This window comes from Mucilaginibacter sp. OK283 (assembly GCF_900110415.1).
Lineage (GTDB): Bacteria > Bacteroidota > Bacteroidia > Sphingobacteriales > Sphingobacteriaceae > Mucilaginibacter.
Genome location: NZ_FODR01000001.1, coordinates 664,873 through 686,469, shown reverse-complemented (window position 1 = coordinate 686,469; position 21,597 = coordinate 664,873). Strand labels below are relative to the sequence as shown.

Here is a 21,597-nt window from a genome sequence, read left to right as displayed (position 1 = left end):
AGACCATTTTTTACTATTTATTATAGTAAGTAAAATCTTTATGATTTATTTCGGTTTCGGGCAGCGATTTAAAGTAATCCAACGTGATCTTTAAACCTTCGCTCCGGGATACTTTTGGCTCCCAGCCTAAAATGGCCCTGGCCTTGGTAATATCAGGGCGGCGTTGTTTAGGATCATCCGTAGGCAATGGCAGACTGATCAACTGCTGATCGGTACCAGTTAACTTAATAATCTCCTCGCCAAATTGTTTTATAGTGATCTCGTCGGGGTTGCCAATGTTCATCGGCTGCGCGTAATCGCTGTGCAACAGGCGGTAGATACCCTCAACCAGGTCATCAACATAGCAAAATGAGCGGGTTTGCGATCCGTCGCCAAACATGGTTAACGATTCGCCCCGTAATGCCTGGCCTATAAAGGCAGGCAATACCCGGCCGTCGTTCAGCCTCATCCTTGGCCCATAGGTATTAAAAATACGCACGATACGGGTTTCCAAACCGTGGAAGGTATGGTAAGCCATGGTAATAGCTTCCTGGAAACGTTTGGCTTCGTCATAAACACCCCTTGGGCCAACCGGATTTACATTGCCCCAGTATTCTTCGGGCTGCGGGTTCACGTTCGGGTCGCCATAAACCTCAGAGGTAGATGCTATGAGCATCCTGGCGCCTTTTGACCTTGCCAAACCCAGCAGGTTATGTGTCCCTAATGATCCAACCTTTAAAGTTTGGATAGGGATCTTGAGGTAGTCTATCGGGCTTGCCGGCGAGGCAAAGTGCAGGATATAATGCAGCTGGCCCGGAACAAATACAAACTTGGAAACATCATGATTGTAAAACTCAAAATTTTCAAGTTTGAACAGGTGCTGGATATTGCGCAAGTCGCCCGTGATCAGGTTATCCATGCCTATTACATGATAGCCTTCTTTAATAAACCTGTCGCAAAGGTGCGAGCCTAAAAAGCCCGCTGCCCCGGTAATTAATATTCTTTTACGTTCTGTCATTAACTAACTACTTTACGTCCGATGCTGCTGTAATAAAAACCATAATCTTTCATCCTGTCCAGATCGTAAAGATTACGTCCGTCAAATATAACAGGTGCTTTTAACTTTTCTTTCATAAAATCAAAATCCGGGGTACGGAAAACCGGCCATTCGGTAACAATCAGCAGCGCATCTGCATTTTCAAGGGCCGAATACCTATCTTTTGAATATTCAATTTTATCGCCAAGCAATTTTTTAACGTTTGGCATGCCTTCCGGGTCATAGGCGGTTACAGTTGCTCCTGCAGCAATAAGGTCCTCAATGATATATAAAGCCGGCGCTTCGCGGATATCATCGGTCTCGGGTTTAAAAGCCAACCCCCAAAGGGCAAAGTGTTTGCCTTTAAGGCCATCGGCGCCATAATACTCGCGCAGCTTAACTACCAGACGTCTTTTTTGTGTTTCGTTAACTTCCATTACCGAGTTAAGGATCTTGAACTCATATTTATTTTCCTCGGCTGCTTTTGAAAGGGCCTGCACATCCTTAGGGAAACAGCTGCCACCATAGCCAACACCAGGGAACAGGAAGCGCTTGCCTATACGGGCATCGGCGCCTACGCCTTTACGTACCATATCCACATCGGCGCCTACCAGCTCGCACATGTTGGCAATCTCGTTCATGAACGTTATTTTGGTGGCCAGGAACGAATTGGCAGCGTACTTTGTAAGTTCAGACGAGCGTTCATCCATATAAAGGATAGGGTTACCCTGGCGTACATACGGGGCATATAAATCGCCCATAATCTGGCGGGCCTTTTCGTCCATGGTACCAATAACTACCCTGTCCGGTTTCATAAAATCTTCAACGGCTACACCCTCGCGTAAAAACTCGGGGTTTGATACCACCGCGAAAGGCACATTGGTATTGGCTTTTAGCACCGCGGTTACTTTATCAGCGGTACCTACGGGTACGGTTGATTTAGTTACAATAACCTTGTACTCGGTAATAAGCTTTGCAATATCCTTTGCAGCACCAAGCACGTAACTCAGGTCGGCAGAGCCATCGGCACCCGGAGGCGTAGGCAAGGCCAAAAATATAACCTTTGCCGGCTCAATAGCTTCGGCAAGATTGGTAGTAAACGTTAACCTTTCCTGTTTAATGTTCCTGGTAAACAGCAAATCGAGACCTGGCTCATAAATCGGCATTTCGCCGGCACGCATCTTGTTTACTTTTTCTTCTACAATGTCAACACATATAACTTCGTTTCCGGTTTCGGCCAGGCAGGTTCCGGTTACCAATCCAACATAGCCAGTACCGATTACAGCAATTTTCATAGTTTATTTGTTTTTTTAAGTGTTTAGTATTTTGTTCCCGCGATAATGCAAAACACAGGTTTCATCCGCGCCGGGCGATTAATTATTACAGTATTGGTTTTTGTTACTAATTTTAAGCCTTGCTAATATACGATTCATACGCTAAAATGATATTATTATATACTATTGGGTTACGGTTCTATTTTATATCCATTTACATAGCTTCACTATTTAATCAAAAAGCAAGCCAATGGATAAATGGCCGGAAAAAACAAAAACTTATACGGATTGACAGCAGTATTTGGTTTCATTTTGCATCGTTAGGCGAATTTGAGCAGGGCAGGCCTATATTAGAAGCGATAAAGGCCACCTATCCGGGCAAAAAGATAGTGATTTCTTTTTTTTCGCCATCGGGCTACGAGATCAGGAAAAACACGCCGCTTGCCGATTTTGTGTACTATTTACCATTGGATACTGCAAAAAATGCCAAACAATTTATTGATGCCATACAGCCCGAAATGGCCGTTTTTACCAAGTACGAGTATTGGTACCATTTTTTTAAGGAAACGCATAAAAGACAAGTCCCCTTGTACATTGTATCGGGAATATTCAGGCCTAAACAGGTGTTCTTCAAATGGTACGGCGGCCTGCACCGCAAAATATTAAGCTTTGTAAGCCACTTTTTTTTGCAGGATGAGGCATCGAAACAGCTATTGCAATCCATTGGTATAACTAACGCCACCGTTAGCGGCGATACCCGCTTTGACAGGGTATGGGCCAATGCCCAGGATCCTAAAAAAATTCCCGATGTTGCCGAAATTATAAACGGCCAAAAAGTTTTTATTGCCGGCAGCACCTGGCCGCAGGACGAAGCCTTGCTTGCCGCCCTACCCGAACTATACCCCGACTGGAAATTTATTTTTGCCCCCCATGAAATTGATGAGGAAAAGGTAAAGGACCTGGTTAATTTGTTACCTGCACAATCGGCAATCAGATACTCCGAATTAATTCAAAATTCAAAACTGCGAAGCACTCTTGAACACCACGAAGAAACAACAACTGGTGAAAAATTCAAAACTCAAAATCAGGAGCTTACCACTCAGCATTCGCCGCTCACGACTCACAACTTAACCACCACCCTGGTTATTGATAATATCGGCATGCTTTCGTCCCTGTATGCTTATGGAAGCATCGCTTATATAGGCGGTGGTTTTGGCGTAGGGATACACAATACGCTAGAGGCGGCCGCGTTTGGCTTACCTGTTATCTTCGGCCCTAATTATCAAAAATTTAACGAGGCAAAGGAGCTTATCGCCTTAAAGGCCGGGTTTAGCATCAGTGATGTTAACCAACTTAAAGGCATTGTTGATACGCTTGTTAATGATGACGCTTTTTACAATATTACAAGCAAAAAAGCAGGTGATTATGTAAGGGAGCATACCGGAGCAACCCAGATGATATTAGACCATATCATAACGCTGCCATCCACCTGATAACACAGGCCATTTTATTCCGGGCGCTCAGGAAACTACTTTGCCTTTTTAGCCAGGTCTGCCAACGGCATGGTTGTCATGCGGCCAATTACTTTTTTACCACGATAAGTTATCACCCTCAATTGCGTGGCATCTTTAGGCGCATCAATAGGGGCCGTGTACTTAGGATAAAAATTATCGGGGAACGAGTTATCAAAACTATAATAGATATCCAACCCGGGTGCCTCGCTGGTAAGGGTTATTTTAAGTGTATTATCCGGATTTTTAGTAGCGCTGAATGAAGGATCATACACACTTGGAGCATATTTGGTTTCGGCTTCGTCAAAGCGTTCAAAATGTTTTTCAACTTTGCCAAAAAAGTAAGGCCAGCTTTTTTTCTCTTTAGGCGACCATACCAGTTCGGCAATGGCCATACCACGCGGCCAGGTCATATATTCGGCCTGGCGTATGTTGTATACCTGCTCTGTCCACAGGTTGGCTTGTGCGCCTTTTATCAGTTTAGCATCTACGCTATCGGGCACCGGCTCATATTCATAAGTTTTGTTCAGGCGTAGTTTAGCGTAAATTTTGGTTTCGTTTACATCGCTTTGCATATAATCCAGGTAGGCAAACGTGGTTGGGCTCATTACTACATCGTGGCCCATTTTAGCTGCCTCAATACCGCCTTTAACGCCACGCCAGCTCATTACAGCCGCATTAGGCCCAAGGCCCCCCTCCAGTATCTCGTCCCAGCCCATGAATTTTTTCCCTTTTGATTCTACTATTTTTTCAAGCCGTTTTTCAAAATAGCTTTGTACCTCCTGCTGGGTTTTCAGGTTTTCTTTTACCATCAGCGCCTTAATAGCCTCGCTTTGCTCCCAAAAGTTTTTAGCGCATTCGTCGCCACCTACATGGATATAACCAAAGGGAAAAAGCTGGGCAATTTCGGTCATCACCTTATCCAAAAAAACGTATACGTTTTCATTGGCCGGGCAAAGGGTATTATCTACAATGGCGGTATTATGCGGCCCGTTCCAGTTCATAAACGGCTCGCCGGAGTTTACCACGTATTTATCGGCGCCCGGTGTGCATGAAAGTTCGGGATAAGCTACAACCGCGGCAAGGCTATGGCCGGGCACATCAACCTCGGGCAAAATATTAACAAAACGGTCCTTGGCGTACTGTACAAGTTCTTTTATATCTTCCTGGGTATAAAAGCCGCCATAGGTGCGAGGCTCATCAGCAGCCGGCGGGGTAAACGTGCCAAACTGCCCAACTTTTTTTACATTATAAGCGCCCACGGTAGTTAGTTTTGGCAGGCTTTTAATTTCTACACGCCAGCCTTCATCGTCGGTTAAGTGCAGGTGCAGCAGGTTAAGCTTGTATTTTACCATGTTATCGATATACTGCTCCACCTCGGCTTTGGTAAAAAAGTGGCGGGCAACATCAAACATCAGGCCCCGCCATTCAAACCTTGGGTAATCGGTTATATCAACCGCAGGGGCTGTCCATTTAATACCTTTCACAAATTCTTTGCTTTCTATTTCCTTTGGCAGTAACTGCATAAAAGTTTGCACGCCATAAAATAAACCGGCGGGCGCATTCGCTTTTATCACCACTTTTTTTGCAGTTACCGATAGGTTATAACCTTCGGCACCAATTAGCGGGTCATTTTTTTTATTTATAACAAACTTTATGGATGCCGTTGGTGCAATATTTTTTACCGCAATAGCAGTGCCAGCAGCAGTGCCAAGCTTCTTTTTCAGGTACGCTATAACAGGGGCCAGCTGGGCCTGGTTGCCGGTTTCCAACACAACAATCTTAGGCAATACAAATTTGCCCGTTTTTTGAGTAACCTTAACAGGTTCGGGGATGATAGACAAGGCATTATTAGGCGCCTGGCCAAACGATAAAAAATGCAGCCCACAGCAACCGAGTAACAGGAATAATTTTTTCATAAAGAAAGTTTGGTTTTGAAAGCGTTTATAATTGAAAACGTTACGCAAATTATACTTTTTAAATAATATTAAAAAGTATTCCAGGTAAAAATTGTGTTTCACACCATTATACCGCTAACATCAAAAAAATGGTAGACTGTATAGCCCTGAACGTTTAACTTATCGGCAATAAAAATTAAAAATGTACGCCATAGCGCGGTAGTTTTATGCCAATGCTACAAGTGCGTTAATGCGGCAATTATATGCCCAATTTAAATCATAAAAAAACTATTTTATAACTAATTAAAAAAACCGCCGGGACAAATTCAATTGCGTTTTATATTAATATTAAGGGGCTGTTAATCTTTAGTTTGCCCGGTGTTTTTTATTTTTATTATGTACCTTAACGAGGTAAATTAACCTTACGCGCAGCATTATAAAATCACTAAAACAAATTAATCAACCCAAACAATCCTTATTATGCAAAATGTTTCTTTTTACTCTACAGCCATTATTGCATGGCTAACCACCTTTGGCGTTAATTTATTAAGCGCCGCGCTTGTATTGGCTATTGGCCTTTATATTATCAAATGGATAGGCCGGTTACTTACCGCATCAATGGCCAAAGGAAAAATTGATGTATCGCTTCAAACATTTTTGGGTAGTGTAATGACGGCCGGTCTAAGGGTTTTGCTCCTGATAACCGTTGCCGGTATGCTGGGCATTCAAACTACATCATTTGTAGCCATTATTGGCGCCCTGGGCCTGGCAGTAGGTCTGGCGTTACAAGGCTCGCTGGCCAACTTTGCCGGCGGTGTGCTTATCCTGATTTTTAAACCATTTAAGGTAGGCGACATTATTGATTCGCAGGGCCAAAACGGCGCAGTTATCGAAATCCAGATTTTTAATACCATATTGCTTACGCCCGATAACAAAACCGTTATACTGGCAAACGGGGCCGTATCAAACAATACCATTGTTAATTATAGCAGGCATGGCAGCATCCGGGTAGATATATCATTGGAAATTGATCCACAAAATGATATGGACGCCGTACGTAAAATTGCCATAGACGCGTGCCTTAGCCACCCGCTTGTTTTAGCCAATCCCTCTCCGGTTGTAAACCTGTCTAAAATAAACGAAGGCAAAATTGGGCTTGGTGTTTGCCCCTTTACAAAGGCACAGGATTATTGGACAGTGCTTTTTGGCGCCCAGGAGCTTATCAAAAAGGCTTTTGATGAGCATAAAATAGGCATACACTCTCCACATTTGTTTATTACCCAGGTGGCTGGTGCTACAACAAAAGCCTGATTTTAATTAAACTTTAAAGCGACTATATACATAGCAAAGCCCGGCAAAACACTGCCGGGCTTTTGATTGATATGGTATAGGTGTTGATTTTTCAATTGTTTATTTGGCATTCCTCGGATGTTGTTAAGTTAGAGAATTACGCCCATCTTAAATATCGAACACCGAATGCCCAATATCGAATAATGAAGGAAAGAAAACCTCGGTGTTGGACATTCAAAATTCGTTATTCGATATTTAATTGCAATTATGTTTCGAGCCCCCTACTCGTCGCCTTTTGCAGCAAGCTCCGTTTTGCTTAGCAGCCTGGCGCTTTCGGCCAGTTTAATAAATTCGGCGCGGTACCCCTCGGCGTCCTCGCCTTTGGCGGAGCGGGCCATTTTAATAGCCTGTTCATACCCGGAGTTCTGTTTAAACTTCGAATCGCGCAGCAGCATGCCAATTTCGGCAACAGCGGCGGCGAACCTAAAATCTGTTGATGTTGATTTCAGGCTGATCGGCTCATCTTTAACCGTAACCTGGCTCAATTTGCTTTTTAATGATGCTGGTTCTTTGTACCTGAATTTGATGGTCATCATTTCATCGGAAGCATTTGAATAGGCAACCGGTTTAGGTTTCTGATATTTTAACGGATCGACGCTGGCCGAATAATCATCTTTTATCCCCGCGGGCACTATTTCATAAAAAGCGGTAACCGTGTGGCCCGAGCCCATATCACCGGCATCTTTTTTATCGTCATTAAAATCCTCTTTGGCCAGTACCCGGTTTTCGTAACCAACCAGGCGGTAGGCCTGTACCTTGGCGGGGTTAAACTCCACCTGTAATTTTACATCTTTGGCAATAGTAAATAAGGTACCGCCAAATTCGCTTACCAGGGTTTTGCGGGCTTCGGTAATGTTATCAATATAGGCGTAGTTGCCATTGCCTTTGTCGGCCAGGGTTTCCATCTTGCTATCCTTGTAATTACCCATGCCGAAGCCTAAAACCGATAACGAGATACCGCTTTCCCGTTCGCGTTCAATCAGCTTTTGCATGTCATCATCACTTGATGCACCTACGTTAAAATCCCCATCGGTAGCCAAAACCACCCGGTTATTGCCATTTTTCATAATGTTTTGTTTGGCAATCTGGTAAGCCAGCTTAATGCCTTGTCCGCCGGCCGTTGATCCGCCCGCGCTTAAATTATCAATGGCATTGTTAATGGTTTCCTTTTTATCGCCGCCGGTTGCAGGCAGTACTACACCCGCCGCGCCTGCGTAAACAACCAGGGAAACTTTATCCTGTGGCCGCAATTGGTTAACCAGCATTTTTAATGACGATTGTACCAAGGGTAATTTATTAGGCTCGTTCATTGATCCCGATACATCTATTAAAAACACCAGGTTTGATGCAGGTAGTTTTTCGGTGGCTATTGTTCTTGCTTTAAGGCCTATGCGCAGCAGGCGGTGTTTGCTGTTCCATGGGGCTGCAGATAATTCGGAATGGATGGCCACCGGGCCACCATCTGTTGGCCCGGGCAGGTTATAGCTAAAATAGTTTATCATTTCTTCAATCCTAACGGCATCTGCCGGTGGCAACTGGCCGTTATTGATAAAGCGCCTTACGTTACTGTACGAAGCCGCATCCACATCAACAGAAAATGTAGAGAGGGGCTCGGCCGATACCGCTTTAAAACCATTTTCTTCGATGCCTTTATAGCTTTCATCGGTAATCACAGAAGGCTGGTAGCTTTTCAAAGCACCAGCATTTGTCGAGTAATCATACATAGCTGATGCATTTCCTATTGTTACATGGCCTGAGGCTTTGCCCCTTAAGCCCTTTGAATTGTATGATTTTGCAGATATAGTGCTCACACTTCCTGTAAGTACCTTCCGTTTTTGTACTCCATAACCCGTTACCACAACCTCGCTTAACCGGTTTGAAGTTGCATGAAGGTAAACTTTCAACGTGTTGCCTTTACCTGCTTTTACATCCTGCGTGGTATACCCAATAAAGCTGAAGGTAAGTAAGGCATTGTCATCCGGCACAATAATGGAATAATTGCCTTTGGCATCGGTTTGTGTTCCATAACCGGTGCCTTTAAGCACAACCGATACCCCGGGTATAGCCAAACTATCTGCACTATCATATACGGTTCCGCTAATGCGGTGGCTGCTGTTCGGCTTAAACCCAGTTAAACCGGTAAACAATAAAATAATTAAAACTAACTTTCTCATGCTTCGTTGCTTTTTTATGAAGATGCAGGCGGAGGATAATTTCCATAAACCGTTAAAAAAATTTATTTTGCACCTTTTTAATGACCAATTTTATTAAACCAGGCAAAACAGGCACATCAACGGATGACGAACTGCTTAACATTTACCGTAAAAACGGCGATGTTGCGGTTTTAGGACAACTATATGAACGATATATGGGCCTGGTTTACGGCGTATGTTTAAAATACCTGAAAGATGAAGATGGCGCTAAAGATGCTGTAATGGGTATTTTTGAGGAACTGGTAGAAAAAGTTAAAAAACACGACATCAGCATATTCAGGAACTGGCTTTATGTATTGGGGCGCAATTATTGCTTAATGCAGTTAAGAGCAGGCAAAAAGCTGGATGTAATTAATTTAGATGATGTTATGGAATTTACCCCATTACTGCATCATGATGATAATAACCGCGAAGAAGCCTATAAAGCTTTGGAACAATGCATTGATAAACTGGCCGGTGCCCAAAAACAAAGCATCGATTTATTTTATTTACAAGAAAAGTGCTATAAAGAAATTGCCGAAGTAACAGGTTTTAGCCTGAACGAGGTAAAAAGTTATATACAAAACGGCAAACGTAATCTTAAAATTTGCCTGGAGAAGAGCAGTGAACATTAAAAAGGCCGACATATTGCAAGTAAGAAAGTACCTGAACGGGGAACTTGATGCCAAAGCTATGCACCGGCTGGAGCACGATGCCCTTGACGACCCTTTTTTAATGGACGCGCTGGAAGGTTTTGAATCGGCCCCGAAAGACCAGCAGGCCAATCTTGCCGACCTTACCGCAAGACTACAACAACGTACCGAACAAAAGAAGGGCCGGGTAATATCATGGCAGGTATGGTCGATAGCGGCATCGGTTCTTATTGTGCTTACCATTGGCGGCTTGTGGATAAAGAGGAACTCGCCGGAACAAGCAAAGCAACTGGCCGAGTTACAAAAAGATAAAACACAAGTTGTCAATAAAGATACCGTGGCAACGCCGCCGCCTCATTCCACGCAGGAAACCCTAATGGCAAATAATGCAGCAAAACAACCTGTTTTAACCAGTGCCGACAGGCCGACTGCTACCCGGAAATACGCTGCCGGTAAATCGGTTTATCAACAGGAGATATCCGCCGACGATAATAAAAGTGCCGCCCCTGCCGGGGATGTATTTAAAAAAGTCCCCCAGGTTGCCGAACCAGCAGCCGAGCCTAAGCAGGAAAACAGCTCCATAAGCGAAATGGTGGTGATGAATTATAACGACAACAAGGCGAAAGCGGATAGCCTTGCGCTGCTTGCCAAAAAGGCCCGTGAGAAAGCATCCAACCCGATTGAATCTAAATTAACTGGGAAAGTTGCCGGCTTAGAGGTAGTTACATCTAAAGATGCCAAAACCCAGTTTGGGTATAGTACTATTAATGGCATTATTGTAGGCAAAGGCGATAATATGCCGGTTGTTGGAGCTGCCATACGTATTTCGGGCACCAACAAAAGCACAGTGACCGATGTAAACGGCTATTTTACAATGCCGGTTACCAAAAACAAAGAGACGCTTGATATCGCTTCCATAGGCTACCAGCCAAGGCAGGTGAGCGTAAAACGCGGCGATAGCCTTAAAGTAATACTCAACCCGGATAATGACGCCCTTGCCGAGGTAACAACAGTTGGTTACGATAAGGCATCAAAAACAGTTGCCGCACATCCGCAAGGTGAAATGGCCGGCTTTAAAAAGTACCTGCAGGCAAACGCTATTGCGGCCGACGGTGATGCCACCGGCACAGTATCGGTACTATTTACGGTGAACACCGATGGTTCTTTAAGCGATTTCAAGATTAAAAAAAGTCTTTCGGCCGTTGCCGACCAAAAAGCTATCGACCTGATAAAAGCCGGCCCAACCTGGGTAGGCAACAGCAACGGCAAACCAGAGCAGGTTACCGTTAAGGTTAAATTCGCTACGAAATAGAATCAGGAGTCAAGAATCAAGACGAAAAAAATACCTATTTGATTTTATAGGTATCCGCTTAAAACATTCCTTAATATTTCTATCAGTTCGGGGTCGTTAAATTGATAGTTATCTTCAATATCAAGGACGGTTACCTGTTTATTGTTTAAATTGAAACGCTGGTTAAGCAACTGTTTATGCCTACGCTCCATCACAAATACAACATCGGCCCGGTCAATCATTTTTTGGGTTATGCGAATACGGGCCTTGTCGCTGGTACCGGCCGAGCAAGCAGTATGTTCGGGGTGATTTTTAAACAACAACTCGGCTGTTGGACTGCGCCATTGGTTTTTACTGCAGATGAAAAGGAGGTTGGCCAATGGTAATTATTCTCCTTTAAATGCGGGCGAAATGCGATAAATGATGGCCAGCACGAAAACGGCTATCGATAGGTAAAAAATCCGGCTCCCCTGCTTGCGGTCGTTTTCATTGTATCCATAAACCTGTTCGCCATCCGGGAGTGTCTTTTTGTATGTAGACAGGTGCCAGCCTATAAAAATCCCTAACACACCACCTGCCAATGCAAATATATAGCCCACAATTATCCACACGTTTTGTGGCGGGTCAGTTGCCCTTAGTTCTTCCATGCGTTCGGTTCTAAGGTCGGTGAGTATTTTTTCATTAATGGTAACACCGCGGTCAAGCAATATTTTACGGGCCAGCTGGTAATCAAAAGGGCTCCACTCATCGGCTTTTGCCAGCACGTCTGTCAGTTCAGCATCGGTAAAGCCAAATAAATAATGATCTTTATCTGCATGGCCTATGTTTTCCTTCTCTTTATCGTTCAACAGCTGGTTTGCACGCTCAAAATCTTCGGGTTTTATTTTTACAGAGTATTCAACAGTTAAATCGCTGCTCCTGAAAGCCGGGTCAAATACCGCGCTGCTTTCCTTCACGTCGTATTCAATACCGCCTTCTTCAAGCACATCTACAAGAGCGCTGGCCAGGGCGGCATCGTTAAAATGCTTATACTGTATTAGTTCAGATTCCATAAAGTATGAGTGTTCAGGTTTAAATTACAATCCGTTTTTGGGCACCCAGGCCTGGCTTTTAATGAGCCATTTTCCGCTCACGTAACGAAACACAAAGGAAAATGCCCCTTCTTCGTTAAACGGATCGCCGTTAACAGTGCCGGTGTATTCAACAGGTACTATCAGGTAGGCGACTTCTTCGGTCTGCTGAAAAATCTTGATCTTTTTTATGTTTACGGTAAAGTCGTGAATTTTAAAATCCTTAACCGCCTTTTGCACCGAGTTTACCCACTGTACACCGGCCAGTTGCCCGTTCCACGAATAAGGGTTTTGCTCGTCGGTAACAACGGCATTGGGGGCGTACATATCCGTAACCTTATCAATATCAAATGTGTAAGATGCTTTTAGTACAGTATTGATGGTTTGCAACACCTCCGGGTTAACTTTCTTTACGGTATCTTCGGCTGCCATATCCGCAGCAATGGTTTTTTGGCCTGTTATTAATATTAATAACAAGCTTATGTACACCATTGTTAATATGCTTTTCCTCATCTTATGCTGTTAAAATTCCTGGCCATACGCTTTTGGGCTTATAAAGTTAAGCATCAATCGTCTATTTAAAAGATAAATATCTGATTAAAAAGCATATCATATTTATTTTCCTTTAGCATTCATATAATCCAGCGTTAAATTACATAGCGCTTTTACACCCAGGGTAAAGCCACTTTCGTCGATATAAAAATCGGGGGTATGGTGCGATGGCGCTTTAAGTGGGTCGGCGCCTTTAGGCATTCCTCCTAAAAAAATGAACATGCCGGGCACTTTTTCCTGGTAAAAGCTAAAATCTTCGGCCCCGGTAACGGGTGGGCGAAGCAGTACATTTTCGGCACCTGCCGTCTTTTTCAGGCTGGGCAGCATTTGCTGGGTAAGCGCCGGATCGTTATAAGTAACCGGATAATGGCTGCTGTACGGAATCTTCACCTCGGCAGTAGCGCCCTGTGCTTCGGCCGTTTTTGTGGCTATTTGTTTAACGCGCTCAACCAGCATCTTTTCGTCTGCCGGAGTTAATGAACGCAATGTACCCAGCATTTCAACACTCTCGGGGATAATGTTCGACCGGTTACCGCCTTTTATGGCGCCAATGGTTACCACCGCCGGGTTTTCGGTTATGTTTATATTGCGGCTCACAATAGTTTGCAGGTTATTGATGATCTCGGCCGAGACCACAATCGGGTCAACGCTCGACCATGGGTAGGCCCCATGTGCCGACCGCCCTTTTACGATGATCTGCAAATCATTAACACCAGCCATTGTACCGCCCGGGCGATACGCTATTTTGCCAACCTCGGTTTGCGAATTGATGTGCAGGCCAAATACTACATCAACTTTGGGGTTTTCCAGCACGCCTTGCTTCACCATTTCTTCGGCGCCGCCTTTCTGGCCGGGCTCTACCCCTTCTTCGGCAGGCTGAAAAATAAATTTAACAGTTCCGTGCAACTCGCTTTTCATGCCCGAGAGCACCTGGGCCACACCCATTAAAATAGCCATGTGCGAATCGTGCCCGCAGGCGTGCATTACGCCAACCTCCTGGCCGTTATAAGTGGTTTTTACCTTTGAGGCAAAAGGCACATCTGTACGTTCAATAACCGGCAAGCCATCCATATCTGCCCGCAAAGCAACTACAGGGCCCGGCTTACCGCCTTTTAAAATACCAACAACCCCTGTTGTAGCTACGCCAGTTTGCACCTGAATACCCAACGACTGCAGGTGTTTGGCAATAATTGCCGAAGTGCGCACCTCGTGGTTGCCCAATTCGGGATGTTCATGAAAATCGCGGCGCCAGACAATTACCTGGTCTTTAAGGGCATCGGCTTTAATATTTACTTGCGTTTGCTGGGCAAATATTGGTGTTGTAAATAGTAAAAAAACAGGAACGATGCATAATTTCATAGGCGGCAAGTTTTTGAACCGTTAATATAGTAACAAAACACCGGATATTTTAATGTGCCGAGTTTAATTTGAAGCTGATGCCTATTCAACTCAAAATGATGGTAACCCCGGGGCTGTCAACAGGTTACTTTACTGCGGTTAAATCAATATCAAAAACGAGCACCGAATTTGCCGGAATGGGGCCTAACGATGCGCCGCCATAGCCCAAAGCCGATGGCACGAACAATATGATATTGCCGCCTTCTTTGATGTGCGGAATGCCTGTTTGCCATCCCTTTACCAACTTGTTTAAGGGCGACGAATAGCCATTTGCCGAATCAAACGGCGGGCCGTTAAGCAGTTTGCCCTGGTAGTTTACTGTAATGGTTGAATTAATAGTAGCTGTAGCCCCTGTACCTGGCTTAACAACCTGGTAATACAGGCCCGACGAATCTTTCACAGCCTTCACAACCGGATTGTTGGAAAGGTAAACCCTGATAAGCGAATCGTCGATCCTGGCCTGCTTCACTGCATCAACATTGGGAGCTGTTTTACAGGATGCAAAGGCGATAACAGAAATAAATAGTACTAACAATAGGTTCTTCATATCATTTTTAAAATCCGGGCGTTTAAAACTACTCAATTATCGCCATAAAAAAAGCCCGGCGATGATTATCCCGGGCCCGGTATTTTATAATTACTGGCTTAAGCTCCCGGAGGCGAAAGGTCTACATCAAACCTCAATACAGCGTTTGCAGGAATTGCTCCTGAGCCCGAGGTACCATACCCGTAAATGGATGGTATCAGCATAATAATTTTCGATCCTATAGGTACGTGAGGTAAAACTATCTGCCATCCATAAATCAAACTACTCAACGGGGCGCTAACAGAGGCATTTGTGGCAAATGCAGTTCCGTTAAGCAACGAACCGGTGTAAGTTCCTTTAATCGTGGTTGTAGCCGTAGGATAAGCTCCTGCGCCAGTAGAAACTACCTGGTAGTAACAACCTAACGTATCTTTTACACCGGTAATTTCGGGATGCACCAAAAGATAAGCTTTAATGGCAGCATCATCGTCGGCAGCCTGCTGTATTGCTGCTGTTATTGTTGGATCGGTTGCTTTTGAACACGACGACAGCGAATAGATGGCTAAGGGAAATAGAACTAAAAATAAAAGTTTTTTCATTTTCATACAGATCAGTTAACATTAATAGGGTTAAAAACACTAAACGTTGCAAATTGCGAAAACTTATTTAGGCAGGTATTTTAATTCTGGCAAAAACACCGTCGTAAATATACAATCGAAACCGTATTATAATAGCAAACAGAGCACTGTTTTTTATTCGCGTTGTACCAAAAACCGTGGCTAATTGGCTACCGCTGTTAAATTGACAGAAAATATCAGTACTGAATTTGCAGGGATAATGCCGGCCTGCGCATTACCATAGGCGTAGCGCGATGGGGTTATTATCAGCATTTGCCCGCCTGTTTTAAGGTAGGGTAATGCAATTTGCCATGCTGGTATCAGGCCATTTAAGCGGTACACCAGGTTGGTGCTCGAGTCAAATATAGTCCCGTTGGTTAACTTGCCGGTATAAGCCGCTGTAATTGTAGTTGTTAAAGCAGGGTTAGCACCGGTACCCTGGGTAATTATCTGGTAGTAAACACCGGTTGTATCTTTTACCGCATGAATTTCGGTATGTGCTGCAAGGTAGGCCTGGATGATTGTTTCATCTGCGGCGGCCTGTTTGGCGGCATCAAAAGGCACCACGTTATTATTCGATTTCAGGCACGATGAAAACAGTGCAACGGGTAGCAGCAACAATAGCAGAAGTTTTTTCATTTTTATTCAGATCAGTTTAGCACCTATACGGTTTAACTAATATAAACGCTACAATTTAAAAATCTTATACTGTTGTTTTAATCTTAAGCTCGTTAAGCTGTGTATCGGCGATGCTTGATGGCGAATCGATCATCACATCGCGACCCGAATTGTTCTTAGGGAAAGCGATAACATCGCGGATAGAATCTAACCCGGCAAAAATAGATACCAGCCTATCAAACCCAAGGGCTAAACCACCATGCGGAGGTGCGCCATACTCAAAGGCATCCATCAAAAAGCCAAATTGCTTTTGCGCCTCTTCGGGCGAAAAGCCCAGGTGCTTAAACATCAATGACTGCATAGCGCGGTCATGGATCCTTATGGATCCGCCGCCAACTTCAGTGCCGTTAATAACCAGATCATACGCGTTGGCGCGTACAGCCCCCGGATCGGTATCCAGCAAGGCAATATCTTCTGGTTTTGGCGAAGTGAAGGGGTGGTGCATGGCATGATAACGTTCGGTTTCTTCGTCCCACTCCAGCAGCGGAAAATCAAGCACCCAAAGCGGTGCGAATTTATTTTTATCGCGCAGGCCTAAACGGCTACCCATTTCCAGGCGCAATTCGTTCAGTTGCTTGCGTACTTTATCGGCATTGCCGGCCAGTACCAGCATTAAATCGCCGCGCTCGGCTTCAAATGCAGCTGCCCAGTTGGTTAGCTCATCTTCGCTATAAAATTTATCAACCGATGATTTTAAAGTACCATCTTCGTTATAACGGCAATATATCATGCCGGTTACGCCAATTTGTGGGCGTTTTAACCATTCGGTAATTTCATCCAATTGCTTACGGGTGTAGCTTGCACAGCCTTTGGCGTTGATACCCACAACCAGTTCGGCGTTGTCAAATACGCCAAAGCCTTTACCTTTTACAACATCATTCAGTTCTACAAACTCCATCCCGAACCTTACATCCGGTTTATCAGAACCGTAAAGGCGCATCGCGTCGGCATATTGCATCCGTGGGAAATCGCCAAGGTCGATACCTTTTACCGTGGTGAACAGGTGGTGGGTAAGGCCTTCAAAAATATTCAGGATATCCTCCTGGGTAATGAACGATAGCTCGCAGTCAATCTGGGTAAATTCTGGCTGGCGGTCGGCACGCAGGTCTTCATCTCTGAAACATTTTACAATCTGGAAATAACGGTCGAACCCGCTTACCATCAGCAATTGTTTAAATGTTTGCGGCGATTGCGGCAACGCGTAAAATTCGCCCGGGTTCATGCGGCTTGGCACCACAAAATCGCGTGCTCCTTCCGGGGTCGATTTGATCAGTACCGGGGTTTCTACCTCCAAAAAATCAATGTCGCTTAAATAGCGGCGTATTTCCTGTGCCATTTTGTGGCGCAGGATAAGGTTATTACGAACAGGCGCACGGCGTAAATCAAGGTAGCGGTATTTGGCACGCAGCTCTTCGCCGCCATCAGTTTCGTCTTCTATCAGGAACGGCGGAATTTTAGCCGAGTTCAATATCTCTAAACCGACTACAGCAATTTCAATTTCGCCGGTTGGTATTTTTGTGTTTTTGTTTGATCGCTCCAGCACCTTGCCGGTAACCTGTATCACAAACTCACGGCCAAGCTCGCGGCTTTTTTCGCGCAGCAAGGCATCAGTATCCGTATTAAAAACAAGTTGGGTTAAACCATAACGGTCGCGCACATCAATAAATGTGGTGCCGCCCAAATCGCGCGATTTTTGTACCCAGCCACACAATGTAACTGTTTGGCCTAAGTTGCTGATATTTAATTCGCCGCAGGTATGAGTTCTTAGCATAACAATATTTATAAAAGTTTGCAAAAGTAAGTTTTTAGTTCGAAGTCCGAAAGTCGGGAAGACGGAAAGTCCGAAAGATTGAATATTGCTGAAATTTTACTCTGCTTTTTTTTCCACCTTCTGACCAAATCGCTAATTGCTAATCTTTTCTTTCGGACTTTCCGTCTTCCCGACTTTTTTGACTTTCCGACTAAAAAACTATCTTTGCCCCATAATTCTCAAGGGGTGCCTTGCTTTGGTGTATCTAAAAACGAACTATAATGCGTTTTTAACCAAACTGAAAGACAGGCTGAGATCAAACCCATGCCCCCCAGCCCCCTAAAGGGGGAGTTTTTAGTTTAAAGCCAGCCTTTAGCCTACTTACTCCCCCTTCAGGGGGGCGGGGGGGCTACACCTGATCCGGGTAATGCCGGCGTAGGGAGAGGTGACAAGTTAAGTGTACTGCCATTGTACCCTGGTGAGCAGATGGTTTAACTAATTTTTAGTTTAAAAATTTTGAAAAATGTATTCGCGGCTATCATAGCCCTGCTGCTGCCTGTTTTGGCATCGGCCCAGCTTTCCATATCCGGAAAAGTAACCAATCAATCGGGCGAAGCACTGCCCGGTGCAACTATTACCCTTACAAACCCAACTACCAGCGTCGTTGCCGATGCTACCGGCAAGTATGGCTTTACTAATCTTAAACCCGGCAACTACACACTAAATGCCAGTTTTATTGGTTACCAAACCATCAGCAAAAATATCGTTTTAGCGGCCAGCCAGGTTATCAACCTAACGCTCAATAATGGCACGTTTGCGGCCGAGGAAGTGACCATCAGCGCCACCCGTGCGGTTAAAAACTCGCCAACGGCATTTACCAATCTCAGCAAAAACGATTTAGCAAAAAACAACTTCGGGCAGGATCTGCCTTACCTGTTAAGCCTCACCCCATCGGTTGTGACCACATCAGATGCGGGCGCGGGCATTGGCTACACCGGCATCCGCATCCGTGGCTCTGATAATACCCGGGTTAACGTTACCATCAACGGCATTCCGCTGAATGATGCCGAAAGCCAGGGATCATACTTTATCGACCTGCCCGACCTGGCCTCGTCGGTTGATAATATCCAGGTGCAGCGCGGCGTGGGTACATCAACCAATGGCGCTGGCGCTTTTGGCGGCAGCATCAATATCCAGACTACCGCGCGCCGCGATACTGCTTATGCCGAGATCAATACTTCGGCCGGTTCTTACGGTTCTATCAAAAACACGGTTAATGTCGGTACCGGCTTACTGGGCGGGCATTTCAGTTTAGATGGCCGTTTATCACGCATCCACTCCAATGGTTATATTGACAGGGCAACGTCCGATTTAAAATCTCTTTACTTAAGCGCTGCCTGGTATGGCAAAAACAGCACCATCAGGGCCAACGTAATATCGGGCCACGAGCGCACTTACCAGGCCTGGAATGGCATTGCCGATTATGTTATTGGTGATAATACCCGAAAGGATAACCGCACTTATAACGAGCTTGGCCTGATGGACTACGCCGGTAATTTTTATAAAGACCAGGTAGATGATTACCTGCAAAACCACTACCAGTTGCTGTACGATCAGAAGATAAGCAGTAAGCTATCTTTTAGCGGCGCATTGCACTACACCAAGGGCAAGGGTTACTATGAAGAGTACCATCAACAGGATGCTGTAGTCAATTATGGACTCACCCCGGTTATTATGGGTACCGATACCATTAAAACTACCGACCTGGTACGCAGGCTTTGGCTTGATAATGAATTTTATGGTGTTACGTACGCTTTAAAATATCAGCCCCAAAGCAACCTGAACATGACCCTGGGCGGCGCTTATAATGAATACAAAGGCGCGCATTACGGCAATATTATTTATACCAAAGAAAGCGCAGGCATAGGCCCCAACTATGAGTACTATCGTGATAATGCCAAAAAGAACGACTTTAATATTTTTTACCGCGCCGAATGGCATTTAAACAAGGTGTTGCTTTATGCCGATGCGCAATACCGCCACCTGTATTACAATTTTTACGGTATCGACAAAAACCAGCAGAACGCGCAGCAAAGCATCGAGCTTAACTTTTTTAACCCCAAAGTAGGTATTACTTACCAGCTTAATGAGCAAAACAATGTATATGCATCATTTGCGGTAGGTAACCATGAACCAAACCGCGATGATTATGTTAACTCCACCCCGCAAGCCAGGCCAAAGGCCGAAAACCTGAAGGATTTTGAAGCAGGTTACCGTACGGTTGGCAAAATTTTTAGCGGCGGTATTAATGGCTTTTATATGCTGTATAAAAACCAATTGATATTAACCGGGGCGCTTAATGATGTGGGCAGCGCTATACGCACCAACGTTCCGGATAGCTATCGCGCCGGTGTTGAGCTGGATGGCAAAGTACGCATAACCAGCCAGCTTAACTGGGGGATAACCGCTACCTGGAGCGCCAACAAGATTAAAAACTACCACCAGTTTTTCTCTAATTACGATGACGGCACTTTGGTTGAAGAATCGTTTAAAAAAACAACCATTGCTTATTCGCCATCGCTTACCGGGGCCAGCATTATTAGCTACAGCCCGGTTAAAGGCGGCGAAATCGCTTTTATCAGCAAGTACGTGAGCAAACAGTATTTAGATAATACCATGAACCAAAACCCTGCCGGTTTTAACATAGCGCCCGATAACGCCGCTAATCCGTATGCCGCCAACAGGTATTTAAAAAGCTATTTCACCAGCGATGTAAGGCTGCGTTATAACTTCAGTATCAGCTCGGTTAAAAACATTGGTTTGGGCTTGCAGGTTAATAATGTTTTCAGCAAAAAGTACGAGGCCAACGGTGCTACATACCCGGATATTGAAGGTGGCAACATGGTAAACTACAATTACTATTTTCCGCAGGCGCCGCGCAATTTTATGGCGATGCTTAGCCTAAATTTTTAATACACACGAATGGATGCACACGAATCGTCTCGAATTGGGGCGAATTTCACGAATCCGGGCAGATAGTAGTTTCCGAATTGGATCGAATTTTACGAATTAAGAAACGCGTTTATGCATGATTTAATAAAGCTTTTTATTGATCAGATAAAGGAAACCACCTGGGTGCAATGGCTTGCCGTTGCCCTGGGTGTTGCCGAAGTTTTGCTGGCGCGAAAAAACAACATCTTGCTTTATCCTGCGGGTATTTTGGGAACCGCAATTGCTATTTATTTGTTGCTGGATGTAGGCTTGTACGCCGAGTCGATACTGAATGGCTATTATGTGATCATGAGCGTTTATGGCTGGTGGTACTGGGTAAAACGGCGCAACCAGCCACCTGTAGAAATTTCATGGAGTACCAAAAACGAATGGGGTATAAGCATTACCATATCCGTTATTGGCTGGGTATTTTTTTATGTGCTGCTCAAAAACCTGCCGGCTAAATATTTTACGCCATCAAACGTACCTGTTTGGGACGCGCTGATATCGTCAACAGCCTGGGCAGGCATGTGGCTGCTGGCCCGCCGTAAAATAGAGAACTGGATTTTTTTAAACATATCAAACCTGTTTGCCGTACCCATCCTGTTTTACAAGCACCTCCCCATGTTTGCGCTGCTCACCGTCTTTTTATTTGTTGTAGCTATTTTGGGGTACTTTGAATGGGGGAAAAGAATCAAGAGTCAAGAATTAAGAATTAAGACAGGAAATTGAAACGTGGGATGAGGTTGTTAGTTGGATTCCATCTGTTCTTTAAACGGGTTCATATCAACCTATTGTATCAAGGCCGAAAATCTATCATCTGCACATCTG

Annotated in this window: 18 protein-coding genes; 6 read left to right on the top strand and 12 right to left on the bottom strand. The window is 44.7% G+C overall.

Translation table 11 applies throughout. The features are described from left to right. Positions 1-13 precede the first annotated feature (13 nt). Together BMX56_RS02925 and BMX56_RS02920 are read right to left on the bottom strand one after the other, a co-directional pair. Complete coding sequence (locus BMX56_RS02925) at positions 14-997, bottom strand: UDP-glucuronic acid decarboxylase family protein (RefSeq protein ID WP_090640500.1); 984 nt, start codon at positions 995-997, stop codon at positions 14-16. Beyond that, entirely contained in the window at positions 997-2,310 is a 1,314-nt protein-coding gene (locus tag BMX56_RS02920) for a UDP-glucose dehydrogenase family protein (RefSeq protein WP_090640497.1), read from the bottom strand. The genes BMX56_RS02925 and BMX56_RS02920 overlap by 1 nt, the downstream gene beginning before the upstream one ends. 119 nt (positions 2,311-2,429) lie before the next feature. Here BMX56_RS02920 and BMX56_RS02915 point away from each other — a divergent pair, with 119 nt between their 5' ends. Beyond that, positions 2,430-3,782 (top strand): 3-deoxy-D-manno-octulosonic acid transferase, encoded by a 1,353-nt coding sequence (locus BMX56_RS02915; protein WP_369829624.1) that lies wholly within the window; start codon positions 2,430-2,432, stop codon positions 3,780-3,782. Positions 3,783-3,817: 35 nt separating this feature from the next. Here the strand turns inward: BMX56_RS02915 and BMX56_RS02910 are convergent, their stop codons facing one another. Continuing rightward, positions 3,818-5,719, bottom strand: coding sequence for a beta-N-acetylhexosaminidase (locus BMX56_RS02910; RefSeq protein ID WP_090641641.1), 1,902 nt, complete (start codon positions 5,717-5,719; stop codon positions 3,818-3,820). A 459-nt stretch (positions 5,720-6,178) separates the two neighbouring features. On the opposite strand from BMX56_RS02910, the gene BMX56_RS02905 reads away from it, so the two are divergent. Beyond that, positions 6,179-7,009, top strand: coding sequence for a mechanosensitive ion channel family protein (locus BMX56_RS02905; protein WP_090640489.1), 831 nt, complete (start codon positions 6,179-6,181; stop codon positions 7,007-7,009). A gap of 260 nt (positions 7,010-7,269) precedes the next feature. On the opposite strand, the gene BMX56_RS02900 is transcribed toward BMX56_RS02905, so the two are convergent. Further along, a complete protein-coding gene (locus BMX56_RS02900) occupies positions 7,270-9,222 on the bottom strand; it encodes a vWA domain-containing protein (protein ID WP_090640487.1) in 1,953 nt (650 codons plus the stop codon). An 80-nt stretch (positions 9,223-9,302) separates the two neighbouring features. Between BMX56_RS02900 and BMX56_RS02895 the strand changes: the two genes are divergently transcribed. Together BMX56_RS02895 and BMX56_RS02890 are read left to right on the top strand one after the other, a co-directional pair. After that, positions 9,303-9,875: an RNA polymerase sigma factor gene (locus BMX56_RS02895; protein ID WP_090640481.1), complete on the top strand. Its 573-nt coding sequence runs from the start codon at positions 9,303-9,305 to the stop codon at positions 9,873-9,875. Continuing rightward, positions 9,865-11,205: a carboxypeptidase-like regulatory domain-containing protein gene (locus tag BMX56_RS02890; RefSeq protein ID WP_090640478.1), complete on the top strand. Its 1,341-nt coding sequence runs from the start codon at positions 9,865-9,867 to the stop codon at positions 11,203-11,205. The genes BMX56_RS02895 and BMX56_RS02890 overlap by 11 nt, the downstream gene beginning before the upstream one ends. 44 nt (positions 11,206-11,249) lie before the next feature. On the opposite strand, the gene BMX56_RS02885 is transcribed toward BMX56_RS02890, so the two are convergent. The 8 genes from BMX56_RS02885 to aspS form a co-directional block, all read right to left on the bottom strand. Then, positions 11,250-11,564 carry a low molecular weight protein tyrosine phosphatase family protein gene (locus tag BMX56_RS02885; RefSeq protein ID WP_090640472.1) on the bottom strand — a complete coding sequence of 105 codons (315 nt, stop codon included), beginning with the start codon at positions 11,562-11,564 and terminating at the stop codon, positions 11,250-11,252. Positions 11,565-11,570: 6 nt separating this feature from the next. Beyond that, complete coding sequence (locus BMX56_RS02880; protein WP_090640467.1) at positions 11,571-12,236, bottom strand: hypothetical protein; 666 nt, start codon at positions 12,234-12,236, stop codon at positions 11,571-11,573. 24 nt (positions 12,237-12,260) lie between these two features. Continuing rightward, complete coding sequence (locus BMX56_RS02875; RefSeq protein WP_090640464.1) at positions 12,261-12,767, bottom strand: nuclear transport factor 2 family protein; 507 nt, start codon at positions 12,765-12,767, stop codon at positions 12,261-12,263. Between the two features lie 102 nt (positions 12,768-12,869). Then, the gene (locus tag BMX56_RS02870; RefSeq protein ID WP_090640461.1) at positions 12,870-14,165 is read right to left on the bottom strand and encodes an amidohydrolase; all 1,296 of its coding nucleotides are present in this window, start codon (positions 14,163-14,165) and stop codon (positions 12,870-12,872) included. A 124-nt stretch (positions 14,166-14,289) separates the two neighbouring features. Continuing rightward, the gene (locus BMX56_RS02865; RefSeq protein WP_090640457.1) at positions 14,290-14,751 is read right to left on the bottom strand and encodes an FKBP-type peptidyl-prolyl cis-trans isomerase; all 462 of its coding nucleotides are present in this window, start codon (positions 14,749-14,751) and stop codon (positions 14,290-14,292) included. 98 nt (positions 14,752-14,849) lie between these two features. Further along, on the bottom strand, positions 14,850-15,329 hold the full coding sequence (locus BMX56_RS02860) for an FKBP-type peptidyl-prolyl cis-trans isomerase (RefSeq protein WP_177183694.1): 480 nt from the start codon (positions 15,327-15,329) through the stop codon (positions 14,850-14,852). Positions 15,330-15,509: 180 nt separating this feature from the next. Then, positions 15,510-15,986, bottom strand: a complete 477-nt coding sequence (locus tag BMX56_RS02855) for an FKBP-type peptidyl-prolyl cis-trans isomerase (RefSeq protein ID WP_090640450.1) — start codon at positions 15,984-15,986, stop codon at positions 15,510-15,512. Positions 15,987-16,050: 64 nt separating this feature from the next. Then, entirely contained in the window at positions 16,051-17,796 is a 1,746-nt protein-coding gene (aspS, locus tag BMX56_RS02850) for an aspartate--tRNA ligase (RefSeq protein ID WP_090640446.1), read from the bottom strand. A 495-nt stretch (positions 17,797-18,291) separates the two neighbouring features. On the opposite strand from aspS, the gene BMX56_RS02845 reads away from it, so the two are divergent. Continuing rightward, positions 18,292-20,748, top strand: coding sequence for a TonB-dependent receptor (locus BMX56_RS02845; protein ID WP_090640441.1), 2,457 nt, complete (start codon positions 18,292-18,294; stop codon positions 20,746-20,748). A 111-nt stretch (positions 20,749-20,859) separates the two neighbouring features. Beyond that, complete coding sequence (pnuC, locus tag BMX56_RS02840) at positions 20,860-21,498, top strand: nicotinamide riboside transporter PnuC (RefSeq protein ID WP_090640437.1); 639 nt, start codon at positions 20,860-20,862, stop codon at positions 21,496-21,498. Positions 21,499-21,597: the final 99 nt, after the last annotated feature.

Coding starts and splice junctions, on each gene's coding strand:
- BMX56_RS02910 (WP_090641641.1), bottom strand. CDS start 5,719: ATGAAAAAATTATTCCTGTTACTCGGTTGCTGTGGGCTGCATTTTTTA.
- aspS (WP_090640446.1), bottom strand. CDS start 17,796: ATGCTAAGAACTCATACCTGCGGCGAATTAAATATCAGCAACTTAGGC.
- BMX56_RS02895 (WP_090640481.1), top strand. CDS start 9,303: ATGACCAATTTTATTAAACCAGGCAAAACAGGCACATCAACGGATGAC.
- BMX56_RS02860 (WP_177183694.1), bottom strand. CDS start 15,329: ATGAAAAAACTTTTATTTTTAGTTCTATTTCCCTTAGCCATCTATTCG.
- BMX56_RS02925 (WP_090640500.1), bottom strand. CDS start 997: ATGACAGAACGTAAAAGAATATTAATTACCGGGGCAGCGGGCTTTTTA.
- BMX56_RS02870 (WP_090640461.1), bottom strand. CDS start 14,165: ATGAAATTATGCATCGTTCCTGTTTTTTTACTATTTACAACACCAATA.
- BMX56_RS02880 (WP_090640467.1), bottom strand. CDS start 12,236: ATGGAATCTGAACTAATACAGTATAAGCATTTTAACGATGCCGCCCTG.
- BMX56_RS02905 (WP_090640489.1), top strand. CDS start 6,179: ATGCAAAATGTTTCTTTTTACTCTACAGCCATTATTGCATGGCTAACC.
- BMX56_RS02900 (WP_090640487.1), bottom strand. CDS start 9,222: ATGAGAAAGTTAGTTTTAATTATTTTATTGTTTACCGGTTTAACTGGG.
- BMX56_RS02855 (WP_090640450.1), bottom strand. CDS start 15,986: ATGAAAAAACTTCTGCTATTGTTGCTGCTACCCGTTGCACTGTTTTCA.
- BMX56_RS02920 (WP_090640497.1), bottom strand. CDS start 2,310: ATGAAAATTGCTGTAATCGGTACTGGCTATGTTGGATTGGTAACCGGA.
- BMX56_RS02865 (WP_090640457.1), bottom strand. CDS start 14,751: ATGAAGAACCTATTGTTAGTACTATTTATTTCTGTTATCGCCTTTGCA.
- BMX56_RS02875 (WP_090640464.1), bottom strand. CDS start 12,767: ATGAGGAAAAGCATATTAACAATGGTGTACATAAGCTTGTTATTAATA.
- pnuC (WP_090640437.1), top strand. CDS start 20,860: ATGCATGATTTAATAAAGCTTTTTATTGATCAGATAAAGGAAACCACC.